Source organism: Sphaerisporangium sp. NPDC005289 (genome assembly GCF_040607455.1).
GTDB classification, from domain to species: domain Bacteria; phylum Actinomycetota; class Actinomycetes; order Streptosporangiales; family Streptosporangiaceae; genus Sphaerisporangium; species Sphaerisporangium rhizosphaerae.
Window position 1 is genome coordinate 182639 of the sequence record NZ_JBEXGS010000001.1, and the last position, 14996, is coordinate 197634.

A 14996-nucleotide genomic window follows, 5' to 3' on the forward strand; every position below is an offset into this window, starting at 1 on the left:
CATGACGAATGCACGAGACACGGCGCGTTCATCGATTCCACCGCTCGCAGGTGGACGCTTCGCGCATCCACCTCTTATACGCACCGCAGCTGACCAGCGTAGCGGGCACGCACACACTTCACAACAGCCTCATGGGACGTCCGGACACTTTCAGTTTTCTAACAGAGTGATCCCTTCGACGTCCACAGACGTGTGATTCATCGCTCATTGCACTTCCGCAATGAAAATATTGGTTTACGAAACAGCAGCAGACTTCGCTCCACCGTGTACCGATCGGTAACGATCACACGCGACGAGTCCCCGATATAGATGACGGGGCGGCATTCATCACGGAGATGAGATGGGAGCTCGCCGCTCGTGTCGCACGCTTCCCAACAGCTGGTTCATTCGATATTTGATTGGGATCCGCTCGCCGCTCGTGAACCAGGTCTCCCAGGGCGCGTGTCTGTCAGTGGTAGCCGAATTGGGTGAGGCGATGGTGGGCGATCTCGATCTCCGCGGGGGTGAAGAGGTCGGCGTAGTGGGGCTGGATGACCAGGGCTTCGACGGTGAGGTCCAGGCGGCCTCGCTCCCACAGGGCCGCGAAACCGTCGCTCACCGCGGGGGCGTGCAGGAGTTTGCGGGCGGTGGCCAGGCTGCCGTGCTCGGCCAGCATGCTGAGGAAGTAGCCGGCGTGGTAGTTGGCCTCGCGCCGGGCCCGGTCGTAGATCGAGCGCATGGCCTTGTCGAAGTCCCCGTCGATGCCCGCGACCGGAGTGGCAACCTCGGGAGCCACCTCCGCCTGCGCTACAACGGCAGGGATTCCGGCCGCCGACTCGTTGCGCCGGGCCGCGTACCCGAGCAGCGCGTCGACCGAGGTGAAGACCTCGTATCCCAGCTCCTCCAGCCGCGGCAGGTCGGCGGCCTCCGGGTCGAGCTCCAGGATCACGGGCTTGCCCTGTCCCTGCTGCAGCCCGTCGGGCCAGAACGCTTCGGCCACCGCCAGGGCACGGCCGCTGGCGGGGTCGGCGATCTCACTGTCGAGGGCGGGTTCGGCGTACCCGAGCCGCACCAGTTCCTCGGCCATGGCCTTGACCTGGGCGACGCGTACGTCGTCGCGTTCGTCGGCGATGACGGTGATCGGGGCGAGTTCCTCGGCCTGGGGCGCCGCGCCGTTGCGCAGTTCGGCGAGGAAGGACTGCACGGCCTGGGCCAGCAGCTCGCGCCGCGCGGCGAGGAAGTCGAGGTACCGGTCGACCCTCCACAGGTCGCGGTCGGCCGGTATCCACTGTGAGGCAAGCGCACCGGGGTGCTTGTCCTCGACTTCGGTGAAGTACTCCTCCGGGGTGCGCTTGCCGATGACGAGGTTGGTGTCCTGGGTGAGGAAGCAGAAGTTGGCGATGGCGTTCACCTGCCCCCGGTCGTACCCGGCCTTGTGCAGCACGGCCTTGGGGAAGATGTGGTGGACCTGGAGCGAGGCGAGCTTGCCGAGCATCTCGGCACGCAGCGGCAGTCCGCTGCCGAAGTCGCGGGCTCCCTTGGCCCGGGTGAGCAGGTAGAGCAGAGGGTAGAAACGCGACCCCTTGGTGGAGCCTTCGAAGTCGTGAGCCTGGATCTCCAGGTTGCCGCCACGCCAGCGTTCGAGCGAGGAGATGAGCCCGTCGATGCCGGCGTCCTTGGCCACCTCGTAGTCCTTGGCCAGAACCGTCTCGGTCGATCCGGCGAAGCGTCCCCACAGCGCGGAGTGCACGTACCAGAACAGCACCTTGTCACGGTGAGTGGCGTCCGCGAAGCGACCGCCGGGGCTGAGGTGCAGCAGGCGCGAGATGACCGGGACGGCGTAGCGCCCCATGAGCACCTGGTCGTGGTCCAGCCCGAGGCGTCCGGACGCGGCCTCCAGGAAGTTCCCGACGTATCCGACCGACTTGGCCAGGGCGACCTCGAACTCGCCGGCGGAGACGGTGTCGAGCGCGGTGAACACCGCGCGTCCGGTCGCCACGGCCGCGGTGTTGCGCAGCAACCAGTCGAGTGAGAAGTCGAACCCTTTGACCTGCCACGTCTTGAGGTGATCACGCATGACCTGGCGGGCCGACGGCCAGTGGGCGCAGATCTTGGCCAGTGCCAGATCACCCTTCGACAGCGCGGTGCCCCCGGAGTTGACCCGGTTGAAGATATCGACGACGACCTCGACGTCCTTGTCCGGGCCGGTGATCTTCTCCTCGTGGAACTCTCGCTGGAGGAGCTGGTACAGCCGGTTCAGGCGTTCAAGATAGAGGGAGAAATTCTCCGGCATGGTGCTGAAGTCCTTGAAGAAGGGCTGCAGACCTTCGGTGTACAGGCGGGTGACGTCGACCCATCGCGGGTCGTCGCGCATCTTCGCCGGCGCGTGGAACTCGAAGCTCTCGTCCTCCACGTTGAAGCGCAGGCCGGTGAACGCCGCGGCGTCTCCCTCGAAGAAGGCGGGCGCGTGGCCGCGGATCACACCGTACAGCGAGGTGATGCGCTGCTGGCCGTCGAGCAGCAGCGAGCGCACCCCACCGTCCGTAGAGCCGCCGCGTACGGCCGTCTGCTCCGGCTCGGTCTCCCAGATCAGCAGTCCGCCGACCGGATAGCCGCGGTACAGCGAGCGCATCAGCCCGCGCACCTGGTCGCGGTTCCAGACGTACCCGCGCTGGAACTCCGGGAGCAGCACCGTGCCGTTGTCGATCTGGTGGAGAAGTACCGAGAGCTTGGCCATGACCCGCCTTCATGTGAACCGATAGATGCCGGAGATGGTCGTCGTACGCTCAGCGAGCGAGCGGACGATGACCGTTGGTCACTCGACGAAACCGTCCAGGAATGGACTCGGATTGCCGTGCCAGGAGACGTACAGCCGTTCGCGGGCTCTGGTGCAGGCGACGAACAACAGGCACCGTTCCCGTTGCAGGTCCTGTGCATGGGTCACCGCGTCCTCCTCGGCCGGGGTGACGGCGCTCGACGAGGGCACGGCGTGCTCCCCCACCCCGATGACCGCGACGCACCGGAACTCCAGCCCTTTCATGCGGTGCATGGTCCCGGCGCGTACCACGTCCTCCGGGCCCGCCTTGGCGAGCGACCGCGCCGGGACGCCGGCCGCGTTGAGGACGGTGACGGCGGAGTCGGCGAGGACGTTGGACCGCGCGGCTATGCCGATCTCCTCCGGCTGGACGCCCATCTCCCGCCATTCGACGACCTTGCGGGCGAGCGCGTCGAGTTCCTCTTTCTGCGTACGGAACCCGTGCGGCTCTGGCGGAGGGCCGTGTACCTGAGAGCGGTAACCGGCCACGGTGTCCAGACCGCCGTTCATGTCGTCGATGGCCTCACCGCGCAGCATGCCGAGGCTCCAGCCGAGAATCTCGGCCGTGGTCCGGTAGTTCACGGTGAGCCGGGAGGAGCGGCCCGCGACGTTGACACCGACCTCGCGGAGCGAGACGCGGCTGCTGTAGATCCGCTGGTGGGTGTCCCCGGCGATGAACATGTCGTCGAGGCCCTGCGCGACGGCCGCGCGCAGGAAGCGCCACTGGACCGGGTGGAGGTCCTGGGCCTCGTCGACGATGACGTGCCGGTACGGCTTGTCCGCGCGCTCGTCGAGCAGCCTGGTCGCCTCGGCGCAAATGGTCTCGTGCGTCCAGTACCGCCGCCGCTTCAGCTCTTCCTCGAACTCCCAGATCACCTGCCACAACTGGGCACGCTGGCGGGTGCCGAGCCCGCGTCCGCGTCCGTCGCGCTTGGCTGCCAGGTATCCGGCGGCGTCGGTCACCCGCTGGGCGAGCACCACGTGCCGCCACTCCTCGGCCAGGAAGGTCTCGGTGAACGGCGCGTCGAGCCGTTTGACGATGCGACGCCAGATCTCCTTCTCCTCCTTGTCCCGCAGGATCGCCGGGCGGCCGTGCCGCTCGGCGAAGATCTGGTGGGAGAGCTGGTCGACGTGGCGGACCTCGACCCGGTCGAGCACCGCCGATGAGTCGGCGAGCAGGCGCAACCCGGCCTCAAGGGAGGTGGAGAGGGTCGAGGTGAAGGTGGTCAGTAGTACCTGGCCCGCGCCGGATCGGGCCAGATGGTGGGCACGGTGCAGGGCGACGACGGTCTTGCCGGTGCCCGGCCCGCCGGTGATCCGCGCGGGCCCGCTGAACGTGGCGTTGGCCACCTGGTATTGGGTGGGATGCAGGTAGATCCGCCACAGCGCGAAGGGGTGCCGGAAGACCTCCATGAGTTCTCGGGGGCCGTCCACCAGCACCACCTGCTCGGGCGTGCGTTCCACGGCCGCGGACAGGTCCTCGGTGTCGTATGGCTCCCGCGCGGGCGCGGCGCCGAGCTCGGCCCACACCTGTTCGGGGGTGAGCCCGGCCGCCAGCCCGTACAGGACCTGCCACTGGTTATGCGGCAGGAACGCCTCCGCGGCCTCCAGCTGGCTGACGTGGGTGAGTGCCCGCGCGAAGGCCATCGTCTGTTCGTCCACACCCAGGCCGGACAGGTCGGCGTCGCGGACGTCCTCGAACAGCAGCGTGGTGGCGGTCTCGGTGTGGCGCACCAGCTCGGGCAGGGTGGCGTCGATCGCGGCCACGTCACGGATCTCGATGCGCCCGGTCGCGGCGTTGACCGAGGCGCGCCGCCGTTCGGCCCACGCGGTGGCCTCGTCGTGCGGGAGCACTTTCAGCAGGGTGAAGGTGTCACCGGTGTCGGGGGCGAGGACGACGCCGCGCCAGAACAGGTCGATGCGGATGGTGCGGAAGCGGTGGTCGTGCGCGTTGTGCAGTTTCTCCAGGTGCAGACCCGCGTGTGTGGCGTGCTCGAACTTGGTGAAGACCTCGGTGACCCGGTCCTGTACGGACCGTTCCAGTCTGCCGAAATCCTTCAGGAAGTCCTTGTCGATCCCGAGCTTCGCCACGCCACTCCTCATTGAGAACTTCACCGTGCACGCACATGCCCATCGCCTCTCGGGCGAGCGCCGTTAGCGTGTGTCCGGAAATCTTTGTCATCACTCCGCACCGAGGTTCCGCAACGTCTCCCGGACCTTGGCCACGTTGGGGTGATGTGGGCCGTATCGCGACTCCAGGTCGGGCAGCAGGCCGGTCAGCGTGCGCCGCGCCGCGGCTCTGTTCCCCGTCCCCAGTTCGAGCAGGCCGATCTGCCGCCGCAGTTCAAGGACGCGCTCCTCGTCGACCCCGAGCTCCCTCTCGTCGTCCAGCAGTCGCCGGAACTGGGCGAGCGCCAGGTCCGTCTCGCCGACCACGGCGTGGCAGTGCCCCTCCATCAGCCTGCAGCGGAGCACGAGGTCGTCCGACGGGCCCTTGGCCGCGGTGAGGTCGGCGGCGAGTTCGCGGAACAGCGGGACCGCGCGGCGGTAGTCGCCACCGAGGAACAGCACGTCGGCGAGCTCGATGCGGATCTCGATCATCACGAGGTGCCGCGGGCCGAGCGTGGCGGCGCCGGCCTGGAGCAGCTCCGACAGCACCTCGGCCGCCTCACCGAACCGGGACGCGGCCTTGAGCTTCTCGGCGCGCTTCCTGGCATCCGCGATCTCTTCGGGTGCCGGGGACCGCGCCGTGCCTCCACGCTCTGCCGCCGAGGCCGGGCCGGGCGGCTCGACCCTGCCGACGATCTTGGCGTACATGCGGGTGGGATAGGCCGTGGCCAGGTCCACATAACCCGGGAACGGCGGCGGCTCGGCGCAGAATTCGAGAAGCCCGGCGTACACCTCGTCGGCGGACGCGGGTCGCTCTTCGGGGTTCTTGGCGAGCATCCGCAGGACGAGGCGTTCCAGGCCCTCGGGTACTTCGGGTCGCCGGCCGCGCAGGGGCCGCGGCGCGCGGTCGGTGTGGTTGCGCATCGAGGCGAGCGCGGTGTCGCCCTTGAACTGGTTGTGCTTGGCGAGCATCTCGTCCAGGACGACGGCCAGCGAGTACAGGTCGGTGCGGGGTTCGACGGTCCCCGCGGCGGCCTGTTCTGGCGCCATGTACTCGGGGGTGCCGAGGGCCATGCCGGTGCGCGTGAGCCTGGTCTCGGTGGACGACAGTGCCGCGGCCACGCCGAAGTCGAGCACCTTGACGGTGCCGTCGCGGCAGAGCATGAGGTTTCCCGGTTTGAGGTCGCGGTGCACCAGCGACCGGGCGTGGGCGGCGGACAGCACCGAGCACACCTGCGCGGCGATGGCGGCGGCCCACGCGATGGGGATCTCGCCGTCCTCGCGGATCTCGTCGAGCAGGTCCGCCAGGGAGCAGCCGTCGATGAGCTGCATGACCATGTACAGGTCATCGCCGAAGGAACCGCAGTCGTAGACGGTGGGGACGCCGGGGTGCTCCAGCGCGGCGGTGATGCGGGACTCGCGGACGAACCGTTTGGTCAACTCTTCGTCGGGCCTGCCGTCCGGCATCCGATCGACCCGGATGAACTTGACCGCGACCGGCCGGTCGAGCCGTTTGTCGCGGCCGAACCAGATCTCCCCCATGCCGCCGGATCGGCGCGAGAGCGGGTCCAGTTCGTACCGTTCGGCGATAGTCGTCCGGCGGTTCGGAACGGCCCGCCTTTCCTCTATGGCCATAAAGGAAAAAAGTACACGATCAATGCGCGGGTCAGAGGCGACATCCGGCACTCGCGTCGCCCGGCGGCCGATCCGTATCATTTCCGCTGTGTCTGCCAGTCCCGGCCCCGCCGCTCGTCACCACGACGCGGACATGCGCATTCCGGACCGCCGGTCCTGGCGGGGTCTTCCGTTAAGCGTAATTTGGGCGCTTACGCCGCTTTTCACGTGCGGGTTCGGCACGTGTTTCATCATCACCCATGCCGCGATCCGGACAAAACGCCGTGACCTGATCTTCTCCGCGTCCGGCTACGGGGTGCTGTTCCTTTTGTTCCTCGCCACCTCGTCCTATCTCAACGCGCTTCCCGACCACGACTGGCGCAACACGGTGGCCGGGTTCGTGTGGGTGCCGGGGGTCTGGTTCGGCGGCACCGTGCACGCGTTCATCATCCGGCGCGCCGTGTTCCGCCCTCGCGTGGCGCCGTTCCGGCCGCCCGCGGGTCCCCCGGTCACCTACGCGCACCCGGCACCGGACGTGCCGCCGCACGCTCCCCAGTGGACGGCCCGGCCGTCGTGGCAGCAGGCCTCGCATCACCATCCGCCGCCCGTCAGGGACCCGTGGGGAACGGTGCCCGGCGCCGCTCGCCCTGCCACGAACGAGCTCGGTCCGCTCGGCCCCTACCGCCTGCTGTCCCGCCTCGGCGAGGGCGGCCAGGGAACGGTGTACCTGGCGCAGGCCCCGGATGGACGCGAGGTGGCGGTCAAGGTGCTGCACGCCCGCCTCCACGAGGCGCACGGCGAGCGCGACCGCTTCATGCGCGAGGTACTGACCGCGCGGCGAGTGCCGCCCTATGCGACCGCGCGCGTCATCGACGTGGGCGTCGCCGACGACCGGGCGTACGTGGTCAGCGAGTACGTGCCCGGCCCGTCGCTGGACGCGCTCGTGCGCCGCCAGGGCCGCCCGCTCGACAGTGACGGCCTCATCCGGCTGGCCATCGCCACCTCCGCCGCCCTGGCCGGCATCCACGCGGCCGGCGTCGTCCACCGCGACTTCAAACCGGCGAACGTCCTGCTCGGGCCGGACGGCCCGCGGGTCATCGACTTCGGAGTGGCGCGGGCGCTGGACCACGTCACCACCTCCGGCGGCATGAAGGGAACGCCCGCCTACATGTCGCCCGAGCAGGTCTCCGGACGGCCGGCCGGCCTGGAGTCCGATCTGTTCAGCTGGGGCGCGACGATGTTCTACGGCGCGACCGGCGCGGGCCCGTTCCGTGGTGACACGCCCTACCAGCTCTTCTCGGCGATCCTGTCCTACCACCCCAACATCTCGGTGCTGCCGCCGATGCTGGTGGGCCCGGTCGCCGCCTGCCTGGATAAGGAACCGCACAACCGGCCCACGGCCGCCGAACTGATGCTGGCGATCGTCCAATAGCGTCGGGAATCAGCGGAGTGCGTACTTGTCGGCCCAGACGGCGATGGCGGCGGCGATCAGGTGGGGTGGTCTTCCGAAGGTGTGGTGCCCGGCGATCACGTCGGCGACCATGGTCGGTAAGACGATCATCTCGATGGGCAGGCGCTGACACCTGTGCCCGCCAGGCACATCTTCCAGGTCGGAGTCCCGCACCGGGCGCCGCCGCCGGACTCGGGGGACCGATCAGCGCAGCCGTTCCAGGATTCCTTTGGCGCGCAGCTCGGTCACGTGCTCGGCGGCTCGCAGCGGGGCCGTCCCTCCCCGGACCAGGACACCCGATTCGATGTTCTTGGCCACACCCGACTGGGTGAGGTTGGCGCTGGACACCAGTAACACTCGCCGGTCGGCCACCGCCAGCTTGGCGTGCATCTTGGCCCCTGGCTCACCGCGCCTGTCCGCCGGCCAGTGCCACACCTCCACCCCTGCGACCGACGCGAAGGCCGAGGCCGGTTCCGAACCGGCCAGCGCGCTTCCCGCGCCCTGCAGCGTCTCGACCACCACCATGACCGGCACGCGGCGGGCCACCGCGCCGGCCAGGGCGTCCAGCAACGGCGGGTACGGCTTGGCCGAGTAGGTCATGAGAATCAGTTCATGCGCGGCGTGCGCGACGAGGTCGACCAGTACGGGCGCGGTGGCGCGCACCGGCACCTCGTGGGTCGCCGGCCCGCTCCACACCGACTCGACCCGCACGCCCGTCTCGTGTGCCGCCCATCCGGCGGCGGCGCCCCTCAGATAGGCGCCGGCCTCGGCGCCGCTCAGTCCCGCCGCCGCGACGGCGTCCAGCACTCGCCGGGCGATCTCCGGCCACTCCGGCAGCGGGACGGCGTGCACGATCGCCTCCGCGGGCAGGCCCTGCCCCACGGCCAGCCCCAGCGTGCCGGTGTACAGCGGCCCGAGCCGGGCCAGTGCCTGCTCCACCGCCGCGGCGAAGTCGTCGCTCATGTCGCCCGGCCCGGGCGCCGGGTTACGGCACCTCCGGGAAGAGGGCCGGCTCGGACGGGTCGATGGGCACGAGGAAGCGCCGGTCCAGGAAGCGGTTCCCGCGCTCGCAGGTGGTCTCCGACACGAACAGGCAGGCGTGGCAGGCGGCGCCGTGCAGGAAGTCCTCGGGGTCACGCGGCAGCCGCTCGGCGCACAGCGGGTCGGACGAGCAGTGCCGGGCCTCGGTGAGCGCGCGGCGGGTGAGGCGTACCAGCTCGTCGGGTTCGGCGAGGGAGACCAGGCCACCGAGGGTCCCTTCGGCGTCCGGGACGGCGGTGTAGATGAGGATGCCGCCGCGCGGGTCGTCCTCGTCGCCGGCGTAGACGCGTTCGGCGAGGCTGGCCGAGTTGTACCCGCACTCCAGCGCGATCGTCCTGATCATCAGGTGTGACAGGGTGTGCAGCGCGTAGTAGCGCGCCCCGGGCCAGCCCAGATAGCGGGTGTCCTCGTTGAACGGCTGCCCGGTGCGGGCCGAGTAACGGTACTCGCGGAACCGTCCGTACGCCTCGTAGTGCAGCTTGACGGCCGCCGAGTCTTCGACGGTCCTCTCCCAGTCGGCCAGGAGATCTTCGGGTACCCGCAGGAAGATGCCCTCACCGCGCACTTCGCTGGCCGGGACCCAGGTGGGTTTCGATCGGGACAGCGGCGCGCGGGTGACGAGGTTCGGGTCGTCGGGGTCGGGGGCGTCCAGCCGGGTGAAGCCGATCATCGCGCGCACCTCGCGCACCCGTTCCACCTGGATCACGTCCGAGTAGAAGTCCTTGAGCAGGTTCGGCACACCGTCGGGGTGGCGGTAGGCGGTGAACTCGTCGCTGGGTTCGGGCAGTGTGGTACCGGAGAAGACCTGCCATTCGGGGGTGCGCAGGTCGGGATAGCCCTCGGCTTCGCTATCCGCCTCACCAGATGCGAGACCGGTCCGGTGGCGTTCGATCGCGGCCAGGAGCTCGTCATCCTGCCATTTCTCGAACTCGTAGCTCAGCGGCGGCATCGACCGCAGGAAAGGAAGCGTGTTCGGCCCGGCGACGTGCTGGAGGTTCCCCCAGAACTGCTCGACCTTGGCGTCGAGCTCGCTCGCCCCGCTCTGCGGCACGGCCAGCGCGGACAGAGTCTGGGCGAACCACTGGTTGGACGCGCCGACGACCAGCACGTGCAACGATCTGGCACATCCGGCGAACGTGCCGAGGTGCGGATGGCGGCCACGGCACCCCGGCAGGTGTTCCTGCCCGCGTCTGCCCATCACCTCGCGGATGTTGCGGTCGGCCGGGCAGCGCTGGCAGGAGATGCGAACGTTGGCTCCGAGGTTTCCGCCGTAGTCCTCCATCAGCAGGTGCGGCTTCTCCACCGTCGGGCACTTGCCGCCGTGGTGCACGAACTCCAGGTACGGGAAGTCGTCCAGGTGCCCGGCGCCGCACGCCACCACGAACCGTGCTCCGACCACGAGGTTGTTCTTGTGTCCTTTGCCGCACTTATGGAAGAAACGCGCCTCGTGCGGCTTGTTCGGCTTGTCGTTCTCGAAGCCGAAGACCCCGGAGTCGATGCGGGCGAGCAGGTTGCACGCGGTGCACCGCATCCAGCTCGGGAACGGGGCGACCGGTGTGCCGGTGCGCGCCGCCTCGCCGTTCGGGTCCTGGTCCGCGCCGGGCAGCCAGGGGGCCGGCTTCAGTTCCTTCACCGTCTTGCTGAGCACGGTCTGCACGGCCGCGAGCAGCCGGGGCTCGGTGATCACGACGTGCTTGTCGCCGAGTTTGTCGTACCGCCAGTCGTCCAGCCCTTTGACCAGGACGGAGAAGTTCGGCAGGTCCACCAGCGCGCCCACTCCGCTGGTGAACATCAGGTGGCTGGGCCGGACCGAGCCGACCCTGCTGCGGTACTGCGAGTAGCTCGCCATCACTTGGCCCCTCCCCCGATCGTTGATACGCCCAGTTCGTCGCCGACGGGGATGTCGGTGTCGTCGTCCGTCGCGTCCGGGGTGGAGAACACCCAGGCGGTCGCGCCGACGGGCGAGTCGAAAATCGCGCCGCTCGCGGGCAGCAGCAGATTGATGTCGTTCTCGGTCTCCCGCATGGAGTTGCCGACCGTCATCAGTCCCCACGGCGCGTTGCCCGCCCGGTCGATCAGCGGCGCGATGGTCTCCTGTTTGGTGGCCTTGCGTTCGTAGCCGAGCCGTGCGGGCCCCTGCGTGCGCTGCTGCCACATGTCGGTGACCGCCTTGATGCGGGCGTCGAGGTACTCCCGGCTGCGGGGGCCGCCGACCGCTTCGGCCCGGCGCAGCATCCGGGTGACGACGTGCCGCACGGGCTCACCGTCCAGCGGCACGTCCTCGGCGTCCCGGTTGCCGGAGTAGGACTCTTCGGCGTGCCGGATCGCCGCCACGATGGTGGCAGTGGTGCCCCGGTCGAGCGCCCGCCGGGTGTACGGCGTGACGGACAGGGCCTCCACCTGGCGGTAGAAGGTCGCGTGGTAGTGCTCGAAGTCCTCGAAGTGCGCCAGGTCCCGGGGACGCGACCAGTTGTACAGCGTGATCACCAGGCCCGGGCGTTCGGCGGTCCGGCCGACCCGCGAGGACGCCTGGATGTACTCGGCGGTGTTCTTCGGCTGGCCGGTCATCACCATGAGCCCGAACCGGGAGACGTCCACGCCGACCTGCAGCATCGACGTCGCCAGCACCACGTCGACCGGCTGCCGGTCGGCCGTGCGATCACTACGCCGGTCACTGCGGCGGTCGCGGTACCGGTCGGCGAGCGGGTGCGCCTGCCTGCGCTTCTCCTTCTCCTCCTTCAGGACGTCGATCAGTTCGTCGCGGATCTCGATCCGCCGCCGGGTGGTGTCCAGTTCGGGGTCGAAGCCGATCTCCAGCCGGTTGAGCACGTCGCTGATGTCGGCCGAGGAGATGCGGGAGGTCAGCTCGACGATGTTGAGCAGGTCCGTCCGGGCGAGCAGCCGGTCGGACAGCCCTTTGCGCCTGCCGTGCGTCCGGACCCGGGTCGTCACGTCGTCGTCCAGGTAGCGGCGCATGCCGGCCAGCTCCCGGGTGGCGTTGAAGTAGCCGACCACGGTCATGTACGGGTCGGCGGCCTCGCCGTGCCGGTCGAACATCGTCTGCCCGGCGAGGAACAGGATCTCGGCGAGCCGGATCTCCGCCGACTTCAGCCGCACGCCGTGGGCGCACACCCCGAGGTAGCGCCGCCCGGGCGTCGCGGGGGTCACCGGCACCTGCCGGGAGAAGAAGGTGTCGGACACGTCGATGACCTGCGGCGGGAACACCGCGAGCCCGCGGGCAAAGACGCCGAGCACCTGGCGCTCGGCCCGCTTGGTGGTCGCGGTGGACGCCACGATCTTGGGCCCGATGTCCCGGCCGCCGGCCCGCCAGGTGCACAGCTCGTCCACCGCCGCCTCGAACAGCCCGACCGTGGTGCCGAGGGCCCCGGAGATCAGGTGCAGCTCGTCCTGGATGATCAGGTCCGGCGGTCGGAGCCGGACGACCGGCACGCTGGCCGTCTTCGGCAGCTTCCCCTTGGCGTGGTGCTTGTCACCGCAGCCGATGGCGTCGTCCAGGTCGGTGTGCCGGTAGCCGTGCCGGGGACAGCGCTTGCTGACCCGGCCGAACAGGTGCCCGGCGAAGCCGCGCCACGGGAGCTGGGCCAGCTTGTCCACGGTCGCGATGACCAGGCTCGGGGCCAACCGGTAGATCTCCTCGTCCACGGTCAGGATCGGCAGCCCTTCCCGGCGGCCGGCGATCTCCCCGGGGTCGTCCAGCCGCGCGGTCAGGATGCGGTCCTCGCCGAGCTTGGAGAAGGGGCAGAAGTCGCCGTCCCCCTCCCGGCCGCGCCCGCAGTAGAGCAGCACCCGGCGGCGCTCCACGTCGACCTCGATGTTCCGCCCGGCGACGAGCTTCTCGCCGCACCAGGGGCAGGTGAGCGTCTGCAGCACGTTGGCCCGGCGGCGGCTGTCGGGCGCCTCCCTGGCCTCCTGGATCTGCTTGTCGGCCCCGTCGAACCAGTTGGGCGAGACCGCGTTGCCCACCCACAGGCCGATGCGGAACGGCTCCTCGCCCCAAGTCGCCGGGTCCTCGCGGCGCAGCACCTCGGCCGCGCACACCAGCGCCGCCGCCCGCTGGAACTGCTGGGCGGTCAGCAGCCGCAGCGTGTAGCGCATGAGGACGGTGACGCCGGACATGCCGTCACGCGCTTCGGCGCCGACGCCGACGACGCGTTGCAGCCGCCGGATCGCGAAGGTGTAGGCGGTCAGGCCGAGGTACGCCTCGGTCTTGCCACCGCCGGTCGGGAAGAACAGCAGGTCGACGGTCGCGGTGTGGTCGGCGGCCCGCTCGGGGTGGCCCGGGTCGGTCAGCGAAGGCATGTTGAGCAGCACGAACGCGAGCTGGAACGGCCGCCAAGACGCCGCCTTCGCGCCCTCCTCCTCGACCTGTGCCATGCCCTGTTCGTAGGTCAGCCCGTGCTCCTCACGCCGCTTGGCCATCGCGGTACGGCGGCGCTGCGCGGCCATCGCCAGGTTGGCGAACCGGAACGCGGCGAGCGCCTGCTGGTGCCGCTCGGGGGTGAAGACGAACTCACCAGGATCGGCGGGGCCGGCCGGGGACGGCAACGGCCGCCCGCTGAGCAGGGCGATGCCGGTCTCGACGCGCCGGGCGGCCTGGCGGGCCTTGTACACCGCGAGCGTCGCGGCCTCGCGCAGCGGCTCCGGAAGCGTGGGGATGCGCTGTTCCTGCACGTCCAGCCAGGCGGTGTAGCTGGTGGCGAGCGGCATCAGTCCTGCGGCCAGCTCGTCGGGCGAGGCGTCGGCGAGGGCGTCCATGGACAGTTCGACCCCGGCGAGCGGAGTGCCCTCGCCCACCGGCGCGACCGTGGCGGGGACGTCGTACACCGGCAGCCAGGTGGTGTACAGCTCGGCGGCGCACCGCTGGCCGTCCGGGACGACGGCGTGCACCGCGACGTTGCGGCCGGACGCGTACCGGCGCTCGTCCCGGTACAGCAGGCGCAGGTGCCGGTCCTCCAGGTCCTCCGCCAGGCCCGCGTCACCGTCGAGCGGGTCGTCGATGGGCAGGAAGACGCAGGGAGCCGCCTCGCCGGCGGCGTTCGGGGCGGCGACCTTGAGCTCGGTCTGGAACAGCCAGGCGGTGTCGGGTGCCCGTACCGGTGCCGCCTGCTGGTTGATCAGCGTCAGCTCGACGACCCGCCGCCCGTCCTTCTGGGAGCGCACGCCAACGGCCAGCAGCACACCGCGCTCGTCGGGCCGCTCCATCGTCAGCGGGACGCGCTCCGACGGCTCGCCGTCCAGCCGGATCTGCTTGACGTAGCTCACCGGCTCGCGGCTCCACGCCTGAGCCGGCCGCGTCCCGCCCTTGCCGTCGTCCACCTGGACCTCGGACTTGGCGTACCGGCCCCAGGACGCGGTCACCGTCAGGACGTCCACGTCGCCGGGCACCGCGAACATCATGCCCTTGGACGACGCCCAGATGCGGCCGAGGTTCTGCGGGGTCAGCTTGTCGGGCAGCTCGCCGTCCTCGCCGCTGCCCTCGGCGCCGATCTCGGTATCCGGCACCTCATCGGCGGCCTCCTCGATCGACCGCGCGGAGGGCTTCGGGCCGAGCATGCCGACCAGGTAACGCTCGCGCGGGCCGGGAGACCGTGCCGGGAGCTGCTCGGTGTCCCCCTCCCAGGGGCCGAGCAGGTCGAGGTGGACGAGCTTCTGAAAGGCGTCCCTGACCTCGAACGACGTGGCCGGCGCGAAGACCTGCGGCGCGTCGAGACCGCGCGGGGCCGGTTGCCCGGAGCCGGGTAAGGCAGGCTCCCCGGCGGCGGAGCCCGGTGCGGCGGAGCCGGCTTCCTCCGCCGTCGCGCCGTCGCCGTGGTCACCGGCGTTGCCCGCGCCATCGACGTTCCCGCCACTGCCGCCGCTGCCGGCGTTCGCGGCGCTGCCGGCGTTGTCGGCGAACAGGTCGGCCTGCTCGGCTTGTGCCGCGAAGAGCGGTTCCTGCCGGTCGTACACGGAGGGCTTCCTCTCTGA

7 protein-coding genes are annotated in these 14996 nt (G+C 70.0%); 1 reads left to right on the plus strand and 6 read right to left on the minus strand.

Annotated elements, in window-relative coordinates; all coding sequences use genetic code 11:
- Nucleotides 1–448: 448 nt before the first annotated feature.
- The 3 genes from ABZT47_RS00665 to ABZT47_RS00675 all read right to left on the minus strand — a co-directional run bounded on the left by ABZT47_RS00665 (nucleotide 449) and on the right by ABZT47_RS00675 (nucleotide 6538).
- Complete coding sequence (locus ABZT47_RS00665; protein WP_354834422.1) at nucleotides 449–2716, minus strand: DUF262 domain-containing protein; 2268 nt, start codon at nucleotides 2714–2716, stop codon at nucleotides 449–451.
- Between the two features lie 78 nt (nucleotides 2717–2794).
- Nucleotides 2795–4885 (minus strand): UvrD-helicase domain-containing protein, encoded by a 2091-nt coding sequence (locus ABZT47_RS00670; RefSeq protein WP_354834424.1) that lies wholly within the window; start codon nucleotides 4883–4885, stop codon nucleotides 2795–2797.
- Between the two features lie 90 nt (nucleotides 4886–4975).
- Nucleotides 4976–6538 (minus strand): serine/threonine-protein kinase, encoded by a 1563-nt coding sequence (locus tag ABZT47_RS00675; RefSeq protein WP_354834427.1) that lies wholly within the window; start codon nucleotides 6536–6538, stop codon nucleotides 4976–4978.
- 295 nt (nucleotides 6539–6833) lie between these two features.
- Here ABZT47_RS00675 and ABZT47_RS00680 point away from each other — a divergent pair, with 295 nt between their 5' ends.
- On the plus strand, nucleotides 6834–7949 hold the full coding sequence (locus ABZT47_RS00680; RefSeq protein WP_354834429.1) for a protein kinase: 1116 nt from the start codon (nucleotides 6834–6836) through the stop codon (nucleotides 7947–7949).
- A gap of 222 nt (nucleotides 7950–8171) precedes the next feature.
- Here the strand turns inward: ABZT47_RS00680 and drmC are convergent, their stop codons facing one another.
- From drmC to drmA, 3 genes are read right to left on the minus strand one after another with little or no spacing between them, the layout of a single operon-like run.
- Nucleotides 8172–8930: a DISARM system phospholipase D-like protein DrmC gene (gene drmC, locus ABZT47_RS00685; RefSeq protein WP_354834431.1), complete on the minus strand. Its 759-nt coding sequence runs from the start codon at nucleotides 8928–8930 to the stop codon at nucleotides 8172–8174.
- 22 nt (nucleotides 8931–8952) lie between these two features.
- Nucleotides 8953–10857, minus strand: a complete 1905-nt coding sequence (locus ABZT47_RS00690) for a DUF1998 domain-containing protein (RefSeq protein ID WP_354834434.1) — start codon at nucleotides 10855–10857, stop codon at nucleotides 8953–8955.
- Nucleotides 10857–14978: a DISARM system helicase DrmA gene (drmA, locus tag ABZT47_RS00695; RefSeq protein ID WP_354834437.1), complete on the minus strand. Its 4122-nt coding sequence runs from the start codon at nucleotides 14976–14978 to the stop codon at nucleotides 10857–10859. The genes ABZT47_RS00690 and drmA overlap by 1 nt, the downstream gene beginning before the upstream one ends.
- Between the last annotated feature and the right edge of the window lie 18 nt (nucleotides 14979–14996).